Source organism: Brevundimonas albigilva (assembly GCF_023573565.1).
GTDB lineage: Bacteria > Pseudomonadota > Alphaproteobacteria > Caulobacterales > Caulobacteraceae > Brevundimonas > Brevundimonas albigilva.
This window is the reverse complement of the sequence record NZ_CP097649.1, coordinates 2,150,966-2,172,413: the sequence shown is the minus strand read 5'-3', so window position 1 is coordinate 2,172,413 and position 21,448 is coordinate 2,150,966. Positions and strand designations below refer to the sequence as shown.

19 protein-coding genes are annotated in these 21,448 nt (G+C 69.2%); 11 read left to right on the top strand and 8 right to left on the bottom strand.

Features of this window, described 5'->3' with window-relative positions; genetic code table 11:
• Nucleotides 1-145 precede the first annotated feature (145 nt).
• Nucleotides 146-508 carry a DUF6471 domain-containing protein gene (locus M8231_RS10910; RefSeq protein ID WP_250201460.1) on the bottom strand — a complete coding sequence of 121 codons (363 nt, stop codon included), beginning with the start codon at nt 506-508 and terminating at the stop codon, nt 146-148.
• Nucleotides 509-741: 233 nt separating this feature from the next.
• On the opposite strand from M8231_RS10910, the gene M8231_RS10905 reads away from it, so the two are divergent.
• Complete coding sequence (locus tag M8231_RS10905) at nt 742-2,361, top strand: IS1595 family transposase (protein WP_250201459.1); 1,620 nt, start codon at nt 742-744, stop codon at nt 2,359-2,361.
• Here M8231_RS10905 and M8231_RS10900 read toward each other — a convergent pair.
• Complete coding sequence (locus M8231_RS10900; protein ID WP_250201458.1) at nt 2,358-2,885, bottom strand: hypothetical protein; 528 nt, start codon at nt 2,883-2,885, stop codon at nt 2,358-2,360. The genes M8231_RS10905 and M8231_RS10900 overlap by 4 nt on opposite strands.
• An 886-nt stretch (nt 2,886-3,771) precedes the next feature.
• Nucleotides 3,772-5,058 (bottom strand): lytic murein transglycosylase, encoded by a 1,287-nt coding sequence (locus M8231_RS10895; RefSeq protein WP_250201457.1) that lies wholly within the window; start codon nt 5,056-5,058, stop codon nt 3,772-3,774.
• 604 nt (nt 5,059-5,662) lie between these two features.
• Between M8231_RS10895 and ykgO the strand changes: the two genes are divergently transcribed.
• The 3 genes from ykgO (at nt 5,663) to M8231_RS10880 (ending at nt 6,608) form a co-directional block, all read left to right on the top strand.
• Nucleotides 5,663-5,788 (top strand): type B 50S ribosomal protein L36, encoded by a 126-nt coding sequence (ykgO, locus tag M8231_RS10890; protein WP_031448545.1) that lies wholly within the window; start codon nt 5,663-5,665, stop codon nt 5,786-5,788.
• A gap of 161 nt (nt 5,789-5,949) precedes the next feature.
• On the top strand, nt 5,950-6,225 hold the full coding sequence (gene gapR / locus M8231_RS10885; RefSeq protein WP_135063746.1) for a nucleoid-associated protein GapR: 276 nt from the start codon (nt 5,950-5,952) through the stop codon (nt 6,223-6,225).
• An 11-nt stretch (nt 6,226-6,236) separates the two neighbouring features.
• A complete protein-coding gene (locus M8231_RS10880) occupies nt 6,237-6,608 on the top strand; it encodes a hypothetical protein (RefSeq protein ID WP_249749957.1) in 372 nt (123 codons plus the stop codon).
• 105 nt (nt 6,609-6,713) lie between these two features.
• Here M8231_RS10880 and M8231_RS10875 read toward each other — a convergent pair whose 3' ends face one another.
• Nucleotides 6,714-8,186, bottom strand: a complete 1,473-nt coding sequence (locus tag M8231_RS10875) for a sigma-54-dependent transcriptional regulator (protein WP_249749958.1) — start codon at nt 8,184-8,186, stop codon at nt 6,714-6,716.
• A 109-nt stretch (nt 8,187-8,295) separates the two neighbouring features.
• A complete protein-coding gene (locus tag M8231_RS10870) occupies nt 8,296-10,056 on the bottom strand; it encodes a DUF4153 domain-containing protein (protein ID WP_250201456.1) in 1,761 nt (586 codons plus the stop codon).
• Nucleotides 10,057-10,151: 95 nt separating this feature from the next.
• Here M8231_RS10870 and M8231_RS10865 point away from each other — a divergent pair, with 95 nt between their 5' ends.
• From M8231_RS10865 to M8231_RS10835, 7 genes are all read left to right on the top strand, one after another.
• Nucleotides 10,152-11,963, top strand: coding sequence for a M3 family oligoendopeptidase (locus tag M8231_RS10865; protein ID WP_249749962.1), 1,812 nt, complete (start codon nt 10,152-10,154; stop codon nt 11,961-11,963).
• 239 nt (nt 11,964-12,202) lie between these two features.
• Nucleotides 12,203-12,472 carry an aa3-type cytochrome c oxidase subunit IV gene (locus M8231_RS10860; RefSeq protein WP_249749963.1) on the top strand — a complete coding sequence of 90 codons (270 nt, stop codon included), beginning with the start codon at nt 12,203-12,205 and terminating at the stop codon, nt 12,470-12,472.
• A gap of 250 nt (nt 12,473-12,722) precedes the next feature.
• A complete protein-coding gene (locus tag M8231_RS10855; protein WP_250201455.1) occupies nt 12,723-13,856 on the top strand; it encodes a Re/Si-specific NAD(P)(+) transhydrogenase subunit alpha in 1,134 nt (377 codons plus the stop codon).
• 160 nt (nt 13,857-14,016) lie between these two features.
• Nucleotides 14,017-14,340 (top strand): NAD(P) transhydrogenase subunit alpha part 2, encoded by a 324-nt coding sequence (locus M8231_RS10850; RefSeq protein WP_249749964.1) that lies wholly within the window; start codon nt 14,017-14,019, stop codon nt 14,338-14,340.
• Nucleotides 14,337-14,603, top strand: a complete 267-nt coding sequence (locus M8231_RS10845) for a hypothetical protein (protein ID WP_249749965.1) — start codon at nt 14,337-14,339, stop codon at nt 14,601-14,603. The genes M8231_RS10850 and M8231_RS10845 overlap by 4 nt, the downstream gene beginning before the upstream one ends.
• A 22-nt stretch (nt 14,604-14,625) precedes the next feature.
• Nucleotides 14,626-16,044 carry an NAD(P)(+) transhydrogenase (Re/Si-specific) subunit beta gene (locus M8231_RS10840; protein WP_249749966.1) on the top strand — a complete coding sequence of 473 codons (1,419 nt, stop codon included), beginning with the start codon at nt 14,626-14,628 and terminating at the stop codon, nt 16,042-16,044.
• Nucleotides 16,045-16,046: 2 nt separating this feature from the next.
• Entirely contained in the window at nt 16,047-16,454 is a 408-nt protein-coding gene (locus M8231_RS10835) for a DUF1801 domain-containing protein (protein ID WP_249749967.1), read from the top strand.
• A 115-nt stretch (nt 16,455-16,569) separates the two neighbouring features.
• Here the strand turns inward: M8231_RS10835 and recA are convergent, their stop codons facing one another.
• The 3 genes from recA to M8231_RS10820 form a co-directional block, all read right to left on the bottom strand.
• Nucleotides 16,570-17,652, bottom strand: a complete 1,083-nt coding sequence (recA, locus tag M8231_RS10830; protein ID WP_249749968.1) for a recombinase RecA — start codon at nt 17,650-17,652, stop codon at nt 16,570-16,572.
• A gap of 145 nt (nt 17,653-17,797) precedes the next feature.
• A complete protein-coding gene (locus M8231_RS10825) occupies nt 17,798-19,462 on the bottom strand; it encodes an MHYT domain-containing protein (RefSeq protein ID WP_249749969.1) in 1,665 nt (554 codons plus the stop codon).
• A 66-nt stretch (nt 19,463-19,528) separates the two neighbouring features.
• Nucleotides 19,529-21,415, bottom strand: coding sequence for a M20/M25/M40 family metallo-hydrolase (locus tag M8231_RS10820; protein ID WP_250201454.1), 1,887 nt, complete (start codon nt 21,413-21,415; stop codon nt 19,529-19,531).
• Between the last annotated feature and the right edge of the window lie 33 nt (nt 21,416-21,448).

The window sequence follows — 21,448 nt, the reverse complement described above, 5'->3', positions numbered from 1 at the left end:
AGGCCATGAGTAAGCAGGCGCTGGATTCCCAGCGCGTGCGCGACGACATGAAGGACGTGCTGCTCGGGCCGGGCCAGCTTTACGAAGCCCTCCGCGATCGCGGCGGCAGCGATCCCATTTGACGTTCTGGAACTGACCGGCAGGATCAGTTGTCTTCTTCGGTCTCGCGCTGTTGGCGGGCATTAAATTCATCGGCACGTTGCCGATAAAGGCTGGAGATCACCGGCCCCGTCCGCGCCCGCCCTCTGATGACAGTCATCCCCGCCGGAACCGCCGGGACCAAGGTGCAGCCAATCGCATCCAAGGTTTGGAGGAAGAATGCGGCCGAAAAGTTGCCCCTGCTGATCTTGTTCCTCAGGTTCGCCTCGGTCTCCTTGACGCCGACCGCCGCCAAGGCATCCACAAGGTGGGCGTAGGTCATATTCCGCCCCTTCAGTTCGGCCTTGATCATCGACTTGGCGACTTCCGACCAGTCGCGCTTGCCGATCTCAGGTGGGGCGTCCGTCATTAGGCTGGGTTCCGGAATTGGAGGCGGTTCTTGGCCGGGTCGACCGATTCTCGTTTTAGAACGAGGCTGAGGCGTGAGGAAGGGCGCCACCACATTTGGGGCAAATGCATCTAAAAGTGATGCTTTTATCTTGACCTCGTTATTGGCGACACATATAGCCAAAATCGTTACGAACGTATCGATTTTGGATATTGATCCCAGACGTCGATCATATGGGCCGGGCAACAGCCTTGATGCCTTTCGACGTCTGGGATTGGACGGAAGAGGAGGCGCGCGCCCAGTTCGCCAAGTTCCGCTGGGCCGAGTTCGGCGGGCGACCGACTTGCCAGCGGTGCAACACCGACGCCGTGAACACGTTCAAGTGCCGGCGGCTCTACAAGTGTAAGAAGTGCCACCGTCAGTTCTCCGACACGACGGACACCCCTTGGGCTTACCGTAAGCTGACGTTCCGCAAGTTGATGACCATCATCTCGCTCTTCGCGGATAACATGCAGGCCCTGACCGCCCGCGCCATCGCTCGCCAGATGCGCCTCAACTATAAGACGGTGTTGCTGTGGGTGCATAAGCTGCGGGAAGCCATCGCCCACCACGCCAGCCTCCAGAAACTCGGCGGTGAGGTCGAGATCGATGCCTCCTACCACGGAGGATACGTCCGTCCGAAGAACATGAAGAAGACTCGGAAGGACCTGCGGAAGATTCCTTACCGCGCGAATGATCGAGCGTTCGCCGTGGTCGGTGCCCGCCAGCGTGACGGCGCCATCCTGACATGGGTCGCCAAGCAGGAGGCGCACGCCCGGCCGTTTATCTGCGAGGTGATCGAACCGGGGTCAAAGGTGTTCGCCGACAAGGCGTCCGGGTTCAAACCGATGCGCGGCCGCTTCCAGGTTTTTCAGATCAATCACAATCAAGCCTTCTACACCCCAGAGGCCTGCACCAACGCGATCGAAACCCTGTGGGCGCTCATGCGCGTGATGGGCCGGACGCATCGGCACATCGCGCAGAACTACCTCGACCTCTATGCCGCCGAGGCGGCATGGACTCTCGGCAAGGGCAAGAAGCCGGCGGGGCGGGCTTTCACCGAACTGATGACCTGGATGAGCAAGCCCCGTCGTTCGCCGCTTGCGGGCTATTTCCAAGGGCGCAAGCGGTTCCTCCCGGTGTGCCAGCCAGACGGCAGCGTGGCGCAATGGAAGCCGGCTCCCCGGAAGGGGCGGATCGACTTCATCAAGAAGGGCGGGAAGTTGATCGAGTTCAAACCCCGCCAAACGCGTGAAAAGGCGTGGCGCGAAGAATGGACGTTCTTGAGCGCCGACACCTTCCTGGCCAAGCCGGACGCCGTGCCCAACGGACCGGGCGTGTATGCGCTGTTCGCGCGCGACGAGACGGGGCTGTTGGCAGCCAGCGGCTTCGTCGAGCAGCCTGACCTGCCCCTTTGGGTGCATGACGGGGCCAGCCACATCTATACCGGGGAAACCTACGGTATCCGAGGCCGCCTGCTGGAGCATCTGGCGGGGACCGTTCGCGCGTCGCCGCTGCGTGAAACGCTGCTGGCGGTCCAGTTCGATCTCGGCCGGCTCCCGGCTGCTCCGGCACAAGAAGAGCGGGCTCTGCTTGAAGGGCACCTGACTGGATGGATGCGCGAGAACGTCGTCATCGGCTTCAAGTCGTGCGGGTATGTGCGCGACATGGAGCGGATCATTCTGAGCGCGACTGCGAGCCCGATGAACTTGGTCAGGCCCAACGCCAACGATTATACCAAGGGGCTGCACCGCCGGCGTCGCCGCTTCCGTGATGAGGTAGTCAGCACCTGGCCCGAAGTGGCCGCTCCCGTCTTCCCCCGTCGACGCCGCTAGGACTTTCCGCCGGAAGGCCGGTGCCGCCACGACCAGCGTCGTCGCCAGCCGGGATTGTCCGGCAGGTGGCCAGGGTGTTCGATCAAGTCATCCCGGAAGGTTCCGGCGAAGGCCTGGTTTATCGCGTCGTAGTAGCGTTGCCGTTCGCGGACCGAAGAGAGGTCCAGCCCGAACTGGTAGCCCATAATGTCTACGATTTCAGAAGGGGCGAGTGGCTCATCAGCTTCCCTGACGATGTCCATCGCCGTCCCAGAGATGCCATTGGGCATTTCGACCCGGTTCAAGGCCTTGGGCCGGATCGGCTTGACCTTGTTGAGATCGGCCAGGGGGTCAAGCATCTGGATGACGTAGGCGAGGTGAGGCAATGCGCCGTCGATCTCGCCTGCGCGCTGATCTCGCTCGGCTTGGGCGGCTTCGTATGCTCGCCGTTCCGGGATTAGGCGGGTGATATACTTCGGCGGCTTCAGGAGCCGCTCGCGTTCCCCCAACAGCTTTGCGTATATCTTGGTGAGGCGCAGGGCCAACTTGGCGTCTTCGTCCATTAGACGCCGATAAAGGCCCTAGATTTCGGCTTCAACGCCAAAATCAGCCTTAGGTGTGTTTGCTACCCAATGCCGGGGGAGGGACGGCGGAGCGACGCGAAGCCCGGGTGGGGAAGCGTCAGACCCCGCTCACGCCCTTTCGGGCCCCACACCGATCGCTGACGCGACCGCCCCTCCCCATGAAGGGGAGGGAGAGGGGCGGACTCCACTCCCTCCCGTCATCCTCTCGCACCCTCCCTCCGTCATCCTCGGGCTTGACCCGAGGATCGGGCGCGGATCGGTCTGTGCGTCGCCTTCATGGCGCCAGCGGCTGAACCTCCGATCCTCGGGTCAAGCCCGAGGATGACGGGGTAGGGGATGAGCGGGAATGCGAGGTTGAACCCGCCAACTCTCCTACTGACGCTGGTCCGATCCCAACGATTCCAGCCCCTTCCCCGATTCTCGCCCCAATCATCCCGCCTGGGTTGGAAACGGCCGTATGATCCTCCCCGTCCCGTCGCACCGGAGGGCTCGTAAGGCCTGCGACCTTGCGGCGGCGGGAGCGGATGGAGCGGGGGCGGGTCTGCAACGACCCGCGCCAAACGGCGCACAATCGGCATACCGATACCAGAGCGCCTGGAGGGTCGAGGGGGATACTCGGCCGCACCCGGACGGTCTTCGCAGAGACCGCCGGCCCGCCGCAGGCTTATGGGGTTAGGCGATAAGACCGCCACCACTCGGCGCCCCGAGCTTGTAGCCAAAATCATCCGCGCGGAGCGTCGAACTTCGTCGAAACGGTAATCAACACACAGACCTCCGGGCGAAGGCCCGGCGCTCCGCCCAGCCCTCCAACAACTCCGCCCGGAACGGCGGGGACGCTTTCGCGCGCCTATTCCGCCTTTCGGATGAGCTCGTCCGCCAGATCCGCCGTCAGATAGCCGTCGGCCGTCCGTCCGTTGGCCAGTTGCCAGCGACGCAGCGCCGCGCGGGTGTTGGCGCCGATGACGCCGTCGACGCCCTTGGTGTCGTATCCCATCCGCGTCAGGGCGTTCTGGGCGCCGATGCGCTGGTCGCGGGTCAGCGGCGCGTCGTTGGGCCACGCCTTGGTCAGGGCGGGCTTGCCCTGAACTCCGTCCGCGATCAGCCCGATGGCCAGCGCATAGGAGACCGAGTTGTTGTAGCGGCGGATCACATAGTGGTTGGGCAGGGCCAGGAAGGCCGGACCGTTCGCGCCCTGGGGCAACAGGATCGTCGCCTCCTCGCGCGCCTCGGCGCCGTTCGGCGTCCCGCCCTGGGCCAGGCGCACGCCCTTGGCGGCCCAGTAGGCCCAGTCGTGCCTGGGCCCTTCCGCCTCGGCGTAGTCGAACCCCGCCGGCAGCGTCACCTCATAGCCCCAGGTCTGGCCGCGCTTCCATCCGGCCTGGGCCAGCAGGTTGGCGGCCGAGGCCAGGGCGTCGGCGTCGTCGCCCCAGATGTCGACATGGCCGTCGCCGTCCTGGTCGACGCCCAGCCGCAGATAGTTGTCGGGCATGAACTGGGTCTGGCCCATGGCCCCGGCCCAACTGCCCTTCAGCCCCGCGCGCTCGCGCCGGCCGTCCACGACGATGTCCAGGGCGTGCTTCAACTGCCCCTCGGCCCATTCGCGGCGGCGCCCGTCATAGGCCAGGGTGGCCAGCGAGCGGATCACGTCATAGTCGCCCTGCACCTGGCCGAAGGCGCTCTCCTGCGCCCAGATCCCGACCAGGATCTCACTGGGCACGCCGAACCGCTGCACCACCGACCACGGCACGCGATCGATGCGCTGCTTGGCCTGGGCGATGCGGACCGGCGTGGCCGCGTTCTGCACATAGACGCCGGCGGGGCGCGAGAACTCCGGCTGGTTGCGGTCCAGGCGCACCACGCTGGGATCGGGCGTCAGCCCCTCCATCTCGCGGGCGTAGGCCTCGCGCCGGGCGCTGCTGGCGCGGGCCAGGAAGCTCTGCTTCCAGCCGTTGAACCCCTGCTGGTCATAGGCGGCCAGGGGCGGCGTCGTCGGGGCGGGCGCCGGCTGGGGCGCAGGCGTCTGGGACGCGGGCGACGGCGCGGGGGCGGGCAGGGTCGGAAGCGGCGGCTCCGGCAGCATGGGCGCACAGGCCGAGACGCAGCCGATCAGAAGCAGGCGGGAGGAAAAGCGCATGGGAATCAACTTAAAGCGGCTCGCGCATCAGGGGAAATGACAACCGCGCGAAGGCCGCGCTTTGGCCGTCAAACGCCTGACGCGCGAAATCGTGCGTCCCGCCTCCCCATTTGCCGTTGTTAACCCTGAATTTTCTCGACCTGTTGGGTCGCTGCGGCGTAATAGCGCACCGTTCCCTCTGACGGCCTGATGGCGGAGTGGCGACGCGACGGGCGTGCAACCCCGTAAACCCTCCGTTCGACTCGGAGGTCAGGCCTCCATATTTTCTTGTGCTATCGCCCTTCGGGCTACTTGAGCACGTTGGGCGTGCTAACGCCCCTCCGGCTGCTGGAGCACGTCTTGAATCTCCCTCCCCGTCCGGGGAGGGTGGTCGCGCAGCGACCGGGTGGGGCCGGCCGGCAGGCCGCGCGACGGATCGTCGGCAGGTCGGGCCCCTCCACCCTCCCCACCCGGCTTCGCCTTCCCCAAGCGGGGAGGGAGAAGGACGGCGGGATTCACGCCCTTTCGGCTTGACGCGCGGGAGTCGCCTCTCTATACGCACCGCCTCCGCCGCGATCCCACGGGTCAGCGGCTTTTCTATTGGTTTCTCTCAGGACGTCCGACCATGAAGGTCCGCAGCTCGCTCAAGTCCCTGAAGACCCGTCACCGCGACTGCAAGGTCGTGCGTCGCAAGGGCCGGGTCTATGTCATCAACAAGACCGACCCGCGCTTCAAGGCCAAGCAGGGCTGATCAGCCCTGTTTCCGTGCGCCGCTTCGGCGGCGCGCGCGCACGGGATCTCGCTGACGATCCACAGGCTGCGGATGTTGTCCGCGGCCTTTTTCGTGTTCGCGGTTGAGCCGCGCGGGCCGGCATGGTTAGCGTCCGCGCCTGATTTCTGGAGTTCTCCCTCATGGCCGACGACGCCGCCTTCGACGCCTCGCCCGACGTCTTGACCGCCACGGCCCAGGGCCGCCTGCGCACCATCATCGAGCGGCTGGAGCGGCTCGAGGAGGACAAGCAGGCCGTCATGACCGACATGAAAGAGGTCTTCGCCGAGGCCAAGGGCGAGGGCTATGACGTCAAGGTCCTGCGCAAGGTCATCCGCATCAGGAAGCAGGACAAGGCCAAGCGCCAGGAGGAGGAGGCGATCCTGGACCTCTACCTCTCCGCCCTTGGCGAGGTCTGAGGCGCCCGGGCTTGAAGCGCACGCCCTTCAAGCCAGGCGGAGGCCTCTCGCGCCCGGGCGGCCTCAAGGGGGGCGGCTCCAAGACGCCGCCCAGCCCCTTCGAGGCGCAACGCGAAGCCGCCAAACGCGCCGCCCTCAACGCCCTGAAACGCGCCCGCCGCTCGGCCGAGAAGGCGGGCGTTTCGCTGTCCGAATGGGAGGGCGAGTTCCTCGAGTCCGTCAGCGACCGCGTCAAGACCCACGGCCGCGCCTTCGCCGACCCCGAAAAGGGCGCGCCAGGCCAGGCGCTGTCGGCCATGCAGGGCAGGAAGCTCAAGGAAATCACCGCCAAGGCCAAGGGCGAGGAGCCGAAGCGTCGGCGGGGGCGTAAGAAGGACGAGTGACGCCCCTCTCCGTCATCTCGGGCTTGACCCGAGGATCGGACCGCGAGGATGACGGAGTTGGGAGCGTGCAGGCGTTTTTAGAAGCGGCCTAGACCGGGGGAGTAATCACCCCGCCTCCTTCAGCTGCCCCTCCAGCCCCTGTTCGCGCACCTTGCGGTACAGCGTCGAGCGCCCGATCCCCAGGCGGCGGGCGATCTCGCTCATGTGGCCGGAATAGACCTCGATGGCGTGCTGAATCAGGTCGCGTTCGATGTCGTCCAGGGTCCGCAGATGGCCCCGGTCGTCCAGGATGCGGATCGGCTGGTCGGGCAGGGGCGGCAGGTCCCCATAGGCCGGCGCCGGCGCCGGGGCCTGAGCCTGGGACTGGGCCTGGACCTGGACCTGGACCTGGGGCATCGGCGCGGCGACGCCCGAGATGGCGGGGAAGTCGTGCGGCTGCAGGAAGGGCGCGTCGGCCAGGACGATGGCGCGGAACACCGCATTCTCCAGCTGGCGCACGTTTCCGGGCCAGTCGAACCCCTGCAGCATGGCCAGGGTCTCGGGCGCGCAGCCGGCGACGCGCTTGCCCTCCTCGGCGTTGAAGCGGGCGATGAAGTGCTCGACCAGGGCGGGGATGTCCTCGCGTCGGTCGCGCAGCGACGGGGCCTCGATCGGAAAGACGTTCAGCCGGTAGAACAGGTCTTCGCGGAAGGCGCCGTCCTTGACCTGCTGGTCCGGATCGCGATTGGTGGCCGAGACGATGCGCACGTCGATCTTCACCGGCCGCTTGCCGCCGACGGGGTCGATCTCGCCCTCCTGCAGCGCGCGCAGCAGCTTGACCTGAAGGTCCAGCGGCAGTTCGCCGATCTCGTCCAGGAACAGGGTGCCGCCGTCCGCCTCGCGGAACTTGCCCAGGGTCTTCTCCACCGCCCCGGTGAAGGCCCCCTTCTCGTGACCGAACAGGATCGACTCGGCCAGATTGGCGGGCAGGGCGCCGCAGTTGACCGCCACGAACGGCTTGCCCGCCCGGTCGCTGGCGCCGTGCAGGGCGCGGGCGATGACCTCCTTGCCGACGCCGCTCTCGCCGGTGATCAGCACGGGGATGGACGACTTGGCCGCCCGCGCGCCCAGCGCCTTGACCAGGCGCATCGGCGCGCTGTCGCCCACGATGTCGTCGAAGCTGGCGCGCCCTTGCGCCTTCTTGGTCAGGCGGCCGACCTCGGCGCTCAGCTGCGTCAGCTGCAGCGCGTTGGACACCCCGATCAGCAGCCGCTCGGGGCTGACCGGCTTGACGAAGAAGTCCTGGGCGCCGGCCTGCATGGCCTTGACCACCGCCTCGACCCCGGCGTTGGCGGTCAGCACGATCACCGGCGTGGTCACTCCCGCGCTGCGCAGTTCGGCCAGGCACTCCATGCCCGACATCTCGGGCATCACCATGTCCAGCAGCACCACGTCGGCGCCGCCGCCGCGCGTCATCCGGTCGATGGCCTCGCCCCCGCCGGAGGCGTGCACGACCGCATAGCCGTCGCGTTCCAGCACCGCCTGGATCAGGCGGCGCTGGGTCGGATCATCGTCGACGACCAGAACGGTCTTGGCCATGGAAACCTCGTCATCACCGGCGGCCGGCCTCGGACGGCCTGGCTCGTTTCGGGACGATTTCTACGGCGACGAGGTGAAAATGGCGTTGTGGGGCGTGGTGACCGGCGGGTTAATCGGCCTTCTCGCAGCGGGTTTCCGGTTGCAGCTGCATCCGCCGCCCGCCGACCACCAGGTCGGGCAGGGCCCCGGGGGCCGTGGCGACGCCCTTCCGGAAATCCGGCTCGATCCCGTCGCGCGCCCCAGGATCGCAGGCGGAGGCGTACCGGCCCAGCGCCAGCCACCGTCCGTCCTCGCCCTGGCCGAACGCCATCACCATGCGGGCCGTCGCGACCAGGACCTCGTCCCCGCCGTCGCCGTCGAGATCGAGGCGGCGCAGCACGCAGGCCTGCTCGCGGCCGCAGAAGATCAGCAGGTCGGACAGGGCTTGCGTCTGGGCGGCGAAGCTCTCCGGCACGGTCTGGCCGTCGACGGCGACGAGGCGCACGTCTCGGGCCTGGCGCCGCAGCTCGGCGGGACTGTCGAACACGCGCCTGTCTCGCTGCTTGGCCGCCTGGGCCAGCCCGGCCACCTGCGCATCTCCCGATCGCGTCAGCCGGTCCAGCGCGGCCCGGCCGGCCTTGCCGCTCTCGAAGCGCAGGAAGTCGAAATCGAAATCCCCGGCCGCCACCGCGCCGCGCTCCAGCCGCGCCGTCTGGTCGGCGACGGCCAGGCGCGCCGGGTCCAGCAGGGGGCTGAACAGGGCCAGGATGACCGCGACCGACAGCACGGCGGCGGCCAGGTTCGTCCGCTCCAGCGGCTTCATCCAGTCGCCCCGCCGCACGGCCGCCAGCAGATAGCCGGCCGCATAGGCCGCCCCGACCCCGGCGCAGGCCAGGGCGATGATCCGGTCCGGCGTCAGCCCGTGCTGGCCGATCCGCAGCATCAGGCCCCAGAAGGCCAGGCCGACCAGGGGGACCAGCAGCACGCCCCCGACCCGCGCCGTCCAGCGCAGCGCCGTCGGCGGCCGATTGTCGGGCCGCCCGTCCTGATAGGCGGTGTTGATCAGCACGATCAGCGCCGCCGCCGCCGACAGCACCAGGGCCGTCGCGCTGCGCGTGCCCCACAGACCCTCCAGCCCGGTGAAGGGCAGGGCCGCCAGGAAGCCGGCGGTCAGCACCGCCATCACCGGCAGCAACCACGACAGCAGCATCAGCGCCACCGTCCGCACGCCCCGGATCAGGCCGTCGCGCACGTCGGTCAGCTGCACCGCCGTGGCGAAGGCCAGGCACAGCACCGGCATGGCGAACCACGCCTGGCCCAGCAGGTCGCCCAGGGCGTCGATCCCGATCACCCCGAACAGCGAGGCCCCCAGGTGCAGCAGCAGCCAGAACGTCCCGGTGAAGGCCAGCGACATCGCCAGCTGAACCCCCGCCTTCCACGCCGTGTCGAAATAGTCGGCGTAGGGCGCGATCCAGCGCCCGGCCCGCGCCGCCGGCGCGATCAGGTGATGGGCGATGAACAGGGCCGCCGCCCCGAACGCCATCGTCGGAAAGCTCAGGAACGGCGGCTGGGTCCAGCTGTCCAGCACCCGCCGGTCCACGTCGTGCCAACCCAGCAGGGCCAGGACCAGCGCCGCCGACGCCGTCCAGGTCGCCAGGGTGCGCGGCGACAGCCGCCCGACGCCCGCTAGCACCACCACCGGCGCATAGCCGGCCGCCAGCGCCAGGGCCCCGAACACCGCCGGCTGGGTGCGCGGCCACAGGCCATGCTCGCCCGCGAAATACAGCGCATAGAGCGCCAGGCCCTGGATCAGTCCGGTGATCAGCCGCGCGGCGAACAGCCGCCGCTCGCCGCCCAGGCCGATGCGTCCGCTGTCGTGCGTCAGGTCCATCCGTCTCTCCTTTGCGACAGGCTGGCACAACGAAAGCGTCGCGCGAAGGCCTCTCGCGGTTGCGACGCCGCCCGAAGGTCCCCACAACAGAGGCCATGAACGCCCCCTTCAAGACGCCCGAGACCGAAGCCCCGCTGTGGGACCTGTCAGACCTCTATGGCTCGCGCGACGACGCCCGCCTCGCCGCCGACATGACCCAGGCGCGCGCCCTGGTCGACGACCTGAACGGCCTGAAGGGGCGTCTGGCGGCCCAGCGCGCCGATCCGTCGGCGTTGGGCGCGACGCTGGATCGGGCGATCACCCTGTACGAACAGGCCTCGGACCGGCTGGGGGCGCTGGGCGCCTACGCCTTCCTGGCCGCCTCGACCGCGCGCGACGACGCGGGCGCGCAGGGGTTCGAGGCCGATGTGCGCGAGAAGATCACCGCCATCGCCACCCCGACCGTCTGGCTGACGCTGGAGATCAACCAGATCGACGACGCCGAGCTGGACGCCGCCCTGGCCGCCCATCCCGCCGCCGCCCGCTGGCGTCCCTGGCTGCGTCGCGTCCGCGCCATGAAGCCGCACGAACTGTCGGCTCAGCTTGAGACGTTCATCGCCGAGCGCGGCCCCATCACCGCCCAGTGGCCCCGCCTGTTCGACGAGCAGATGGCGGCCCTGCGCGCCCATACCGGACGAGGTGTGGCGGGTGGCGAGACCCTGACCCTGGCCGAGGCGCTGAACCGCCTGTCCGACGCCAAGCCCGCCCGCCGCAAGGCCGCCGCCGAGGGCCTGTCCGAGGCCCTGGCCGCCCGCGCCCCCACCATCGCCCTTGTGCTGAACACCGTCGCCGCCGACAAGGCGATGGAGGACCGCTGGCGCGGCTTCAAGCGCCCGGCCGACAGCCGCCACCTGGCCAATGAGGTGGACGGAGAGGCGGTCGACGCGATGGCCCAGGCGGTCGCCGACGCCTATCCCCGCCTGTCGCACCGCTATTACGCCCTGAAGGCCAGGGCGATGGGCAAGACGCGGCTGGACCATTGGGACCGCAACGCCCCGATCGAGACGGCCGCCCCGCGCGCCTTCACCTGGACCCAGGGCCGCGAGATCGTGCTGGACAGCTTCTCGGACCTGGGCGGCGACTTCGCCCAGCGCGCCGGCCGCTTCTTCGACCAGCCCTGGATCGACGGCCGCGCCCGGCCGGGCAAACAATCCGGCGCCTACGCCCACCCGGTCACCGCCGACCGCCACCCCTATGTCTTCCTGAACTGGATGGGAGAACGGCGCGACGTCCTGACCCTGGCCCACGAACTGGGCCACGGCGTGCACCAGACCCTGGCCGCCGAGCAGGGCACCCTGCTTGCCGACACCCCCCTGACCCTGGCCGAGACCGCCTCCATCTTCGCCGAGGGCCTGACCTTCGACCGCCTCTTGGCCACCGCGCCCAAGGCCGAACAGCGCGGCCTGCTGGCCGGCCGGATCGAGGACGGGCTGAACACCGTGGTGCGCCAGATCGCCTTCCACCGCTTCGAGACCCGCTTCCACGACGAACGCCAGAAGGGCGAGGTGCCGCAGCAGCGGATCAACGAACTGTGGCTGGAGGAAATGGGCGCCTCCCTGGGGCCGGCCGTGACGCTGAACCCCGGCTACGAACACTGGTGGAGCTATGTCAGCCACTTCGTGCATTCGCCCTTCTATGTTTACGCCTACGCCTTCGGCGACCTGCTGGTCGCGGCCCTGATGGAGGCGCGCCGCGCCGATCCGGCGGGCTTCACGCCGCTGTACCGCGACCTGCTGGCCGGCGGCGGAACCCGCACCTATGTCGAGGCGCTCAAGCCCTTCGACCTGAACCCGCGCGACCCCGCCTTCTGGAGCGTGGGCTGCCAGCGTCTGGAACGCCTGGTCGATCAGTTCGAGGCGCTGGGGTGATCGGAAGGCGCCGTCCGCCGCCGTCTTCGTGTTCCCTCTCTTCGTCATCCTCGGGCTTGACCCGAGGATCGGGCCTTGGGCGATAGGCGGCCTCGCCTTCCTCGCACCTGCTGCGTTCTCCTCCGAGCCTCGGATCAAGCCCGAGGATGACGGGGCGGGGCGTGTCTCTGATTGCGCGCCCGGGCTTGAGCGTCGCGCCCGCCCCGTTATAAGTCCGCCTAGAACGACTGGGGAATCTCATGGCCGAGCCGCACAATCCCGCCACCGCCGAAGCCGACGCCGACGCCAAGGCCTATGTCCACGGCGAAATGGCCATCAACGAGCAGGCCTCGACCTTCGATCTGTTCATGGCGATGACCAAGTGGGGTTCGCTGGGCGTGGCCGTCCTGCTGGTCTTCCTGGTCATGTGGTTCCATCCGGGCGGCAGCTTCATGGCCGGCCTGATCGGCGCCGTCGTCCTGGCGGTGGTCGGCTGGGTCGCCCTGAAGTCCAAGCCCCAGAGCCACTGATCCTTCCCAATTCCGCGCAAGATCGCCTTTGAATTCCGGTCTCTGATCGCTCGCCGGCGCGATCTGCGCGCCTGACCGGGGGCGTCTGCTAGGCTCGGATCGGTCGCGCGCGGGACGGGGATTTCACACGATTCACACTATTCATACGGTGTTTTTCCAGGCGCCGGGTCCGGCGCCGGACGCTCGCGCTTTGACCTGCCGCCTCCGACGGGCCTAACCTCGTTCTGAAAGAAGAACGAGGGGGATTCGCTTGGCTGTCGCTGTCGCCGTCACCCGCGAACGTCGCGAGGGAGAAACACGCTGCGCCGTCACGCCTGAGACGGTCAAGAAGCTGATCGCCCTGGGCGCGACCGTGGCGGTCGAGGCTGGGACCGGCCTGGGCTCCTCCATCCCGGACGCCGACTACGCGGCCGCCGGGGCGACGGTGAAGCCGGACACCCGCGCGGTGCTGGATGGCGCCGACATCGTGCTCAAGGTGCGCGGCCCCACGGCCCAGGAGACCAGCGCCCTGAAGCCGGGCGCCGTCGTGGTCTCCATGCTGGACGCCTATCGCGACAAGGCGACGGTCGAGGCCCTGCGCGGCGCGGGCGCCACCGCCTTCGCCATGGAGTTCGTGCCCCGCATCACCCGCGCCCAGGTGATGGACGTGCTGTCGTCCCAGGCCAACCTGGCCGGGTATCGCGCGGTGATCGAGGCGGCCTACGCCTACGGCAAGGGCTTCCCGATGATGATGACGGCGGCCGGCACCGTCGCGGCCGCCAAATGCTTCGTCATGGGCGTGGGCGTCGCCGGGCTGCAGGCCATCGCCACCGCTCGCCGCCTGGGCGCCGTCGTCACCGCCACCGATGTCCGCCCCGCCACCAAGGAACAGGTCGAATCGCTCGGCGCCAAATTCCTGGCCGTCGAGGACGAGGAGTTCCGAAACGCCCAGACCGCCGGCGGCTACGCCAAGGAGATGTCCGACGACTACAAGGCCAAACAGGCCGAACTGACCGCCGGCCACATCGTCAAGCAGGACGTGGTCATCACCACCGCCCTGATCCCCGGCCGCCCGGCGCCGAAGCTGCTGACCGCCGCCCACGTCGCCTCGATGAAGCCCGGCTCGGTCATCGTCGACCTGGCGGTCGAGGCGGGCGGCAACGTCGAAGGTTCGAAGCTGAACGAGGTCGTGACCACGCCGAACGGCGTCTCCATCGTCGGCTGGTCGAACCTGCCCGGCCGCATCGCCGCCGACGCCAGCGCCCTCTACGCCCGCAACCTGACCGCCTTCCTGGGCCTTCTGGTCAAGGACGGCACGCTGACGGTGGACTTGGAAGACGAGATCCTGAAGGCCGCCGTCGTCACCCACGGCGGCGCCGTGGTGCATGAGGGGGTCAAAGGATGAGGATGCTGCCCAACTTCTCCCTCCCCATTTTGGGGAGGGCGGTCGGCGCGTCAGCGACGACCGGGTGGGGGCGGCCGCAGGCCGCGTCCCCAGCCGTCCCCACCCGTCTGACGCTGCGCGTCAGCCACCCTCCCCAAGATGGGGAGGGAGAAAGGGCATAATGGAACACGTCGATCCCACCGTCTTCCGCCTGGCCATCTTCGTGCTGGCCATCTTCGTCGGCTACTACGTCGTCTGGAGCGTGACGCCGGCCCTGCACACGCCGCTGATGGCGGTGACCAACGCCATCTCCAGCGTCATCATCGTCGGCGGCCTGATCGCGGCGGCGGCGATGGCGGGAGAGGCGACCGGCCCCGGCGCCTGGGTCGCCAAGGGCGCCGGCGTCGCGGCCGTGACCCTGGCCAGCGTCAACATCTTCGGCGGCTTCATGGTCACGCGGCGAATGCTGGCCATGTACAGGAAGAAGGAACGGCCGGCGAAATGACCGACGCCGCCCACGTCGCCGTCGTCGCCTCCTGGATCGCCACGGCGATCGGGATCGGCCTGTGGCTGTGGAGCTGGTTCGGGACCAAGGTTCCGCTGCAGCGGCAGCGGCTGCATGACTGCGGCATCGTCTTGGTCTTCTCGGCCATACTGGTGCGGGTGGTGATGCAGGGGCGGCCGCTGGGCGTGTTCGAATGGGCGCTGATGTTCATCGGCCCCCTGTTCATCGCCGCCGCCCTGTGGCGGCTGGCGCGGACGCAATGAGAGTTTCGGGGGAAGACGGACGATGAACGCTTCGCTGGCGGCGCTGGCCTATCTGGTTTCGGGGGTGTTGTTCATCCTGTCGCTGCGCGGGCTGTCCAGCCCGGAGACCAGCCGGCGGGGCAACACCTTCGGCATGGTCGGCATGGCCCTGGCCATCGCGGTCACCCTGCTGACGCTGGGGACGACGGGGACGCTGGACGGGCTGACGCTGGCCCTGATCGCGGGCGGCGTGATCGTGGGCGGCGGCGCCGGCGCCCTGATCGCGCGCAAGGTCGCCATGACCGACATGCCGCAGCTGGTCGCGGCCTTCCACAGCCTGGTCGGCCTGGCCGCCTGCCTGGTCGCCATCGGGGCCGTCTATGCGCCGGGCGCCTTCGGCATCCTCTCGGCCGACGGGACGGGCATCAAGACTCTGTCGATCGTCGAGCTGAGCCTGGGGGTCGCCATCGGGGCCATCACCTTCACCGGCTCGGTCATCGCCTTCGCCAAGCTGAACGGCAACATGTCCGGCGCGCCGATCCTGCTGCCGGCGCGCCACCTGATCAACATCGCGCTCGGCCTGGCGCTGGTGCTGCTGATCGGGGTGATGATCGGTTCGGGCGGCACGGCGACCTGGGCCTTCTGGGGCGTCTTCGTGCTCAGCCTGATCCTGGGCGCGACCCTGATCATCCCCATCGGCGGCGCCGACATGCCGGTGGTGGTGTCGATGCTGAACTCCTACTCGGGCTGGGCTGCGGCGGCGCTGGGCTTCACGCTGGAGAACATCGCCCTGATCATCACCGGCGCCCTGGTCGGGTCCTCCGGCGCCATCCTCAGCTACATCATGTGCAAGGGCATGAACCGCAGCTTCGTCAGCGTCATCCTGGGCGGCTTCGGCGGGGATGTCGCCGCCGGCGCGGGAGGGACCAAGGAGACGCGGCCGGTCAAGCAGGGCTCGGCCGAGGACGCCGCCTTCATCATGAAGAACGCCTCCAAGGTCATCATCGTGCCCGGCTACGGCATGGCCGTGGCCCAGGCCCAGCACGCGCTTCGCGAAATGGCCGACAAGCTGAAGGAGGAGGGGGTCGAGGTGAAATACGCCATCCACCCCGTCGCCGGCCGCATGCCCGGCCACATGAACGTCCTGCTGGCCGAGGCCAACGTCCCCTATGACGAGGTGTTCGAGCTGGAGGACATCAACTCGGAGTTCTCCACCGCCGACGTCGCCTTCGTCATCGGCGCCAACGACGTCACCAACCCCGCCGCCAAGACCGACCCCCAGTCGCCCATCTTCGGCATGCCCGTGCTGGACGTGGAGAAGGCCGGAACCGTCCTGTTCATCAAGCGCGGCATGGGCTCAGGCTACGCCGGGGTCGAGAACGAGCTCTTCTTCCGCGACAACACCATGATGCTGTTCGCCGACGCCAAGAAGATGGTCGAGGGGATCGTGAAGGGGCTCTAGCGATGGCGGCCGAACCCAAAACGCGCCCGACGGACGCCTCGGTCCCCGACTTCATCGCCGCGCTCGAGAACCCGACGCGACGCGCGGACGCCGAGGCGATCTGCGCCCTGATGGCCGAAGCGACGGGCGAACCGCCGGTGCTGTGGGGGCCGTCGATCGTCGGCTTCGGCCGCTATCGCGGCCCGACCGGCGACTGGCCCCTGGTCGGCTTCTCGCCGCGCAAGGCCAATCTGGTCCTCTACATCATGCCCGGTTTCGCCGAGCACGCGGACCTGCTGGTGCGGCTGGGCAAGCACAGGGCGGGGAGCTCCTGCCTCTATCTGAACCGGCTGGCCGACGCGGATCCGGCGGTCCTGCGCGAACTGATCGACCGTTCGATCGCCTCGCTGCGCGCGACATACGGCGGCTGACGAAGGATCAAAAGATGGCCCGCCCGACATGGGGGTCGAGCGGGCCGGCTCCGCCGACCCTCGCGGGGTCGGTGGCGGGTCGCGAGGGCGACGGCGGAGTGTCGGTGAAGAGGACCTAGCCTTCCAGGTCCTGGCCTTCGTCAGGCTCGGGCGCGCCCAGCATGTCGTCGGCGATCTTGTTGGTGGACTGGCGCACGGCCTTCTCGATCTGGTCGGCGATGTCGGGGTTCTGCTTCAGGAACTCGCGCACGTTCTCGCGGCCCTGGCCGATCCGGGTCGAGTCATAGCTGAACCAGCTGCCCGACTTCTCGATGATCCCCGCCTTGACGCCCAGGTCGATGACCTCGCCCAGCTTGGAGATGCCCTCGCCATACATGATGTCGAAGATGACCTCGCGGAACGGCGGGGCGACCTTGTTCTTGACCACCTTGACGCGGGTGGTGTTGCCGACCACCTCGTCGCGGTTCTTGATCGCGCCGGTGCGGCGGATGTCCAGGCGCACCGAGGCGTAGAACTTCAGCGCATTGCCGCCTGTGGTCGTTTCGGGGCTGCCGTACATCACCCCGATCTTGTGGCGGATCTGGTTGATGAACAGGACGATGCACTTGGACTTGGAGATGGACGCGGTCAGCTTGCGCAGCGCCTGGCTCATCAATCTGGCTTGAAGGCCGGGCAGGCTGTCCCCCATTTCGCCCTCGATCTCGGCGCGGGGCGTAAGCGCCGCGACGGAGTCGACCACCACGATGTCGACCGCGCCCGAACGGACCAGGGTGTCGACGATCTCCAGCGCCTGTTCGCCCGCGTCCGGCTGGGACACCAGCAGGTCGTCCAGGTTCACCCCCAGCTTCTGGGCGTAAACCGGATCCAGCGCGTGTTCAGCGTCGACGAAGGCGGCCACGCCGCCCTTCTTCTGCACCTCGGCCACGGTGTGCAGGGCCAGGGTGGTCTTGCCCGACGATTCCGGACCGAACACTTCAATCACCCGCCCGACCGGCAGGCCGCCGATGCCCAGCGCCATGTCCAGGCCCAGCGAGCCGGTCGAGACGCTCTCGATCTCGGCCACCTGTCCGGCCTTGCCCAGCTTCATCACCGAGCCCTTGCCGAAGGCGCGGTCGATCTGGGCGATCGCCGCCTCCAGCGCGCGCTGCTTGTCGCCGTCTTCCTTGCCCACCAATTTCAATGCCGCCTGTGAAGCCATCTTACCCGTCTCCCTTGCCATGATTCCCATCTGAAGCCTGGGAGAGACCCGCCATGGACCCGCCCCCGTTGTGGTGAGACGACTATGTGCACGGTTTGTTCGTGTTCACAAGATGTTCTCTTGATCAAAACGAGAACATTCCTTTTCAGGCGTCCGCTTCTGACGTGTCGGCCAACGGCAGGCGCAGGCTGAAGGTGAAGCCTTCGGGCGGATAGGCGAGGGCCGCCGAGCCGTCCAGGTCGCGATTGATCGCCGCCTCGATCAGCTGGGAGCCGAAGCCGCGCCGCGCCGGCGCGGCGACCAGAGGGCCGCCCGTCTCGACCCAGTCCAGCCGCAGGTGACGATCCGCCACCGACCAGTCCACGCGCACGCAGCCGTTGGGGGTCGACAGGGCCCCGTATTTGGCCGCGTTCGTCGCCAGTTCGTGAAAGGCCAGGCCCAGACTGAGCGTCTGGCGCGAATCCAGTCGCACGTCCGGCCCGCTCAGGCGCACCTGCTCCTCGGCGAAGGGGGCCAGTTCCTGGTGCAGCAGATCGCGAAGCCGGACGCTTTCCCACCGTCCCGCGGTCAGCAGGTTCTGAGTGTTCGACAGGGCCAGGAGCCGCGCCTCGAACAGCGGAATGAAGCTGGCCAGGTCGGGCGCGCGCCGCGCGGTCTGGCGGGCGATGGACTGGACGGTGGCCAGGCTGTTCTTCACGCGATGGTTCAGCTCGTTGATCAGCACGCGCTGCTGGCGTTCGCTGTCGGCCAGGGCGGCGAAGGCCTGGCGCCGGTCGGTGATGTCCGTGATGACCCCCGACATCCGCAAGGGCCGGCCCGAACGGCTGCGGATCAGCCGACCGCGCAGATGGATCCAGCGCCCGACGCCGGGAATGAACCACTCCTGGTCATAGTCTTCCTCTCCGGCCATGGCGCGGGCCAGGGCGGCGCGGTGGGCGGCGCGGTCCTGATCGGACAGGCGGTCGCCGATCTCGCTGGCGGTCAGTCTGGCGTCGGGCGCGATGCCCATGATCTGGCGGGCGCGGGCCGAGACGACCGGCGGCCTCAGCGGCAGCTGCGCCTCCCAGAAACCGACCCCGCCCGCGTCGACGGCCGACAGCACATTGGTCCGCTGGTCGAAGACCGAGGCGCCCAGGGCCAGGAACAGCACCGCGACCGATCCCGCCGTGACCGCGACCGCCAGCATCAGCGGAGAGGCGCCGGCGGCCCCGGGCGCCGCCTCGGCCGGGGTCAGGACCAGGGCGGCCATGCCGGTGTGGTGCATCGCCACGATGGCTGTGCCGAGCGCCCCGGCCGCCAGCGCGCGCCAGCGCAGGGTCCGGTCTTCGCGCGCGGCGAACAGCGCGGCGATGGAGGCGCCGACGGCGATCAGCACCGACAGGGCGACAAGGCCGGGACGGTAGTCCAGAACGGCGGCCGTGCGCATCGCCGCCATGCCGACATAGTGCATGGCGGCGATCGCCGATCCCATGGCCAGGCCGGCCGCGGCCAACCGAACGAAGCCCGCGCTGCGCCGGGCGGCGGTCAGGAAGGCGACCGCCGTGCCCGCTGTCGCGAGAAGGAACGAGGCCAGCGTCAGGCCGACGTCATAGGAGACGGGCGCGCCCGGATCGAACCCCAGCATGGCGATGAAATGCATCGACCAGATGCTGGCGCCCAGCGTCAGCGCCGCCACCGCCAGCCAGCGCAACCGCGCCGAGCCCAGGTGCGCCCGCATTCGATTGAACAGGTCCAGCGCCGTCCACGCGCCCAGGACGGCGACCGCCAGGGACAGGGTGAAGAACAGGCTGACGATCGGATGGTGGTGCAAGCGGAAGGCTCAGTCGGACGTTGTCTCAGCCATAACCCGGAAGCGGCGCCGGGTCGAAGTCCTTATTCAGGGAACGACGACGGCGTCCGCCGCCGGCGGCGGCTCGGCGGCCCGGCCCGCCAGCGACAGGCCGCATCCCAGCAGCAGGACGGCTCCGGCCGCCGCGGCCAGGGTGCCTCGCGCCGACGGCGCAGCCGGCGCCAAGGGCCGGGCCAGCATGGCCAGCAGCAGGGCGATCAGCCCCAGGGCGCCGGGCAGGTCCATGCCCACGCCCAGGAAGATCCCATGCCCGTATCCCAGCAGCCAGCCGCCGACCAAGACGGCGGCGACGACCGGCGGCGCCAGGGCGGCCCGCCGCGTCAGGCGCGCCCCGATCAGGGCGCTGGCGGCGGCGGCGAGGGCGGCGGCCAGTCCCGGCCAGATCAGCAGATGGGCCGCCTCGGGCGCGGCGGCCTGGGCGAGCGCGCCCGCCAGCAGGACCAGGCCGATCAGTCCCAGCCATCCGCCCCAATGTCCCTCGTCCTCTCCACGCGGCCAGAAGGTCAGGGCCAGGGCGACGACCAGGGCGCCGGCGCCGACCGGATCGAAACCGCCCAGGATCGCGGCCAGCACGCCCGCGACGATCAGCACGCCCGCGATCAGCCGCCGCCCGATCCAGGCGCGTCCGGCCAGCAGCACCAGCACCGCCGCCAGCAGGGCCAGGCCCACCCCCGCCTCCATCCACGGCAGCCGCCTGAGCAGGGTGTAATAGGTCTCGGGCGAATCGATCCGGCGTCCGATCGGCCCGCCCAGAACCCGCACCGCCTGGGCCAGCACCAGCCCGCTGGACACCAGCCACAGCCCGCCGGCGACGCCCCGGCCGACATCGGCCCAGCGTAGCCCCGTCGCATGGCGCGCGCGCCAGGCGGCGAACCCGGTCAGCCCCGCCGCGAGCGCCAGCAGCAGCCAGCCGACGCCGGGCGCGTACCGCACCACCGCCAGGCCGAACAGGTCGCCGTACACCGCGTTCTGGGTCGCCCGCGGCAGCGCGTCCACGCGCAGGAAGTGATCCGCCGTCTCCAGCGCCAGCGAGCCGATGTGCTGCAGGCTGCCTTGGTCCAGCGCCTCGGGGGTCGAAGTCGGCGAATGGTACTGCGCCGGGCGGCCGATGAAGGCCAGGTTGACCCCGGCCAGCCCGCGCTGCGCCGCGATGGTGAAATCGGTGCCGTTGGGCATCAGCCGATAGACGAAGACGGCCAGGGAATCGCTGGACGGCCCGCCGCTGGCGTCGCGGGTCGCGCGGGCGAACTGGGCGATCGTCTCCGCATTGCCGGGGCCGGTCTCGAACATCATGGCCCGGCCGCCGCCGCCGCGCGCCTCCAGGTTCACCACCGCCCCGACGCGGTCCCGCAGCGGATGCTCGCTGAAGAAGGCCCGCGCCCCGTCCAGGTTCAGTTCCTCGGCGTCGGTCAGAAGCACGACCAGGGTGCGTTCCGCCGGACCGCGCGCCTTGATCGCCCGCACCGCTTCCAGGATGGCCGCCACGCCCGAGGCGTCGTCCGCGGCGCCGGGCGATCCGGGCACGCTGTCGTAGTGCGCCATCATCACCACGGCGGGCAGGGCGGGGTCGCGCCCGGGCAGGACGCCGACGATGTTGACCGCGCGCAGCCCCCGGGCGCTGTCGCCGCGCTTCTCGATCCTGGCCACGGCCGCCGGCGACAGCACGCCCGCCTGCAGCGTCGGCTGCAGGCCCATGTCGGTCATCCGGCCCAGAAGGTAGGCCTGGACCAGGGCGTGCTCCAGGCTGCCCACCGGATGCGGCCGGGCGGCGATGCGGCGCACGTCGGGCATGGCGCGCTCGGCCGAGAAGTCGACCGCGGGCGTGGACAGGGATGCGGGGCGGGGCGACTGGCTGGTCACGACGGCAAGGCCGAGGGCGGCCGCCAGGGCGGCGATCAGAAGGACCAGGCGCATGATGTTCCCCGTGACGCTTGGCCTAGACAATGG

Excerpts from the sequence above, each read along its gene's own strand:
- M8231_RS10910 (WP_250201460.1), bottom strand. The coding sequence starts at position 508 with ATGACGGACGCCCCACCTGAGATCGGCAAGCGCGACTGGTCGGAAGTC.
- M8231_RS10905 (WP_250201459.1), top strand. The coding sequence starts at position 742 with ATGCCTTTCGACGTCTGGGATTGGACGGAAGAGGAGGCGCGCGCCCAG.
- M8231_RS10895 (WP_250201457.1), bottom strand. The coding sequence starts at position 5,058 with ATGCGCTTTTCCTCCCGCCTGCTTCTGATCGGCTGCGTCTCGGCCTGT.
- ykgO (WP_031448545.1), top strand. The coding sequence starts at position 5,663 with ATGAAGGTCCGCAGCTCGCTCAAGTCCCTGAAGACCCGTCACCGCGAC.
- gapR (WP_135063746.1), top strand. The coding sequence starts at position 5,950 with ATGGCCGACGACGCCGCCTTCGACGCCTCGCCCGACGTCTTGACCGCC.
- M8231_RS10875 (WP_249749958.1), bottom strand. The coding sequence starts at position 8,186 with ATGGCCAAGACCGTTCTGGTCGTCGACGATGATCCGACCCAGCGCCGC.
- M8231_RS10870 (WP_250201456.1), bottom strand. The coding sequence starts at position 10,056 with ATGGACCTGACGCACGACAGCGGACGCATCGGCCTGGGCGGCGAGCGG.
- M8231_RS10865 (WP_249749962.1), top strand. The coding sequence starts at position 10,152 with ATGAACGCCCCCTTCAAGACGCCCGAGACCGAAGCCCCGCTGTGGGAC.
- M8231_RS10860 (WP_249749963.1), top strand. The coding sequence starts at position 12,203 with ATGGCCGAGCCGCACAATCCCGCCACCGCCGAAGCCGACGCCGACGCC.
- M8231_RS10850 (WP_249749964.1), top strand. The coding sequence starts at position 14,017 with ATGGAACACGTCGATCCCACCGTCTTCCGCCTGGCCATCTTCGTGCTG.
- M8231_RS10845 (WP_249749965.1), top strand. The coding sequence starts at position 14,337 with ATGACCGACGCCGCCCACGTCGCCGTCGTCGCCTCCTGGATCGCCACG.
- M8231_RS10840 (WP_249749966.1), top strand. The coding sequence starts at position 14,626 with ATGAACGCTTCGCTGGCGGCGCTGGCCTATCTGGTTTCGGGGGTGTTG.
- M8231_RS10835 (WP_249749967.1), top strand. The coding sequence starts at position 16,047 with ATGGCGGCCGAACCCAAAACGCGCCCGACGGACGCCTCGGTCCCCGAC.
- recA (WP_249749968.1), bottom strand. The coding sequence starts at position 17,652 with ATGGCTTCACAGGCGGCATTGAAATTGGTGGGCAAGGAAGACGGCGAC.
- M8231_RS10820 (WP_250201454.1), bottom strand. The coding sequence starts at position 21,415 with ATGCGCCTGGTCCTTCTGATCGCCGCCCTGGCGGCCGCCCTCGGCCTT.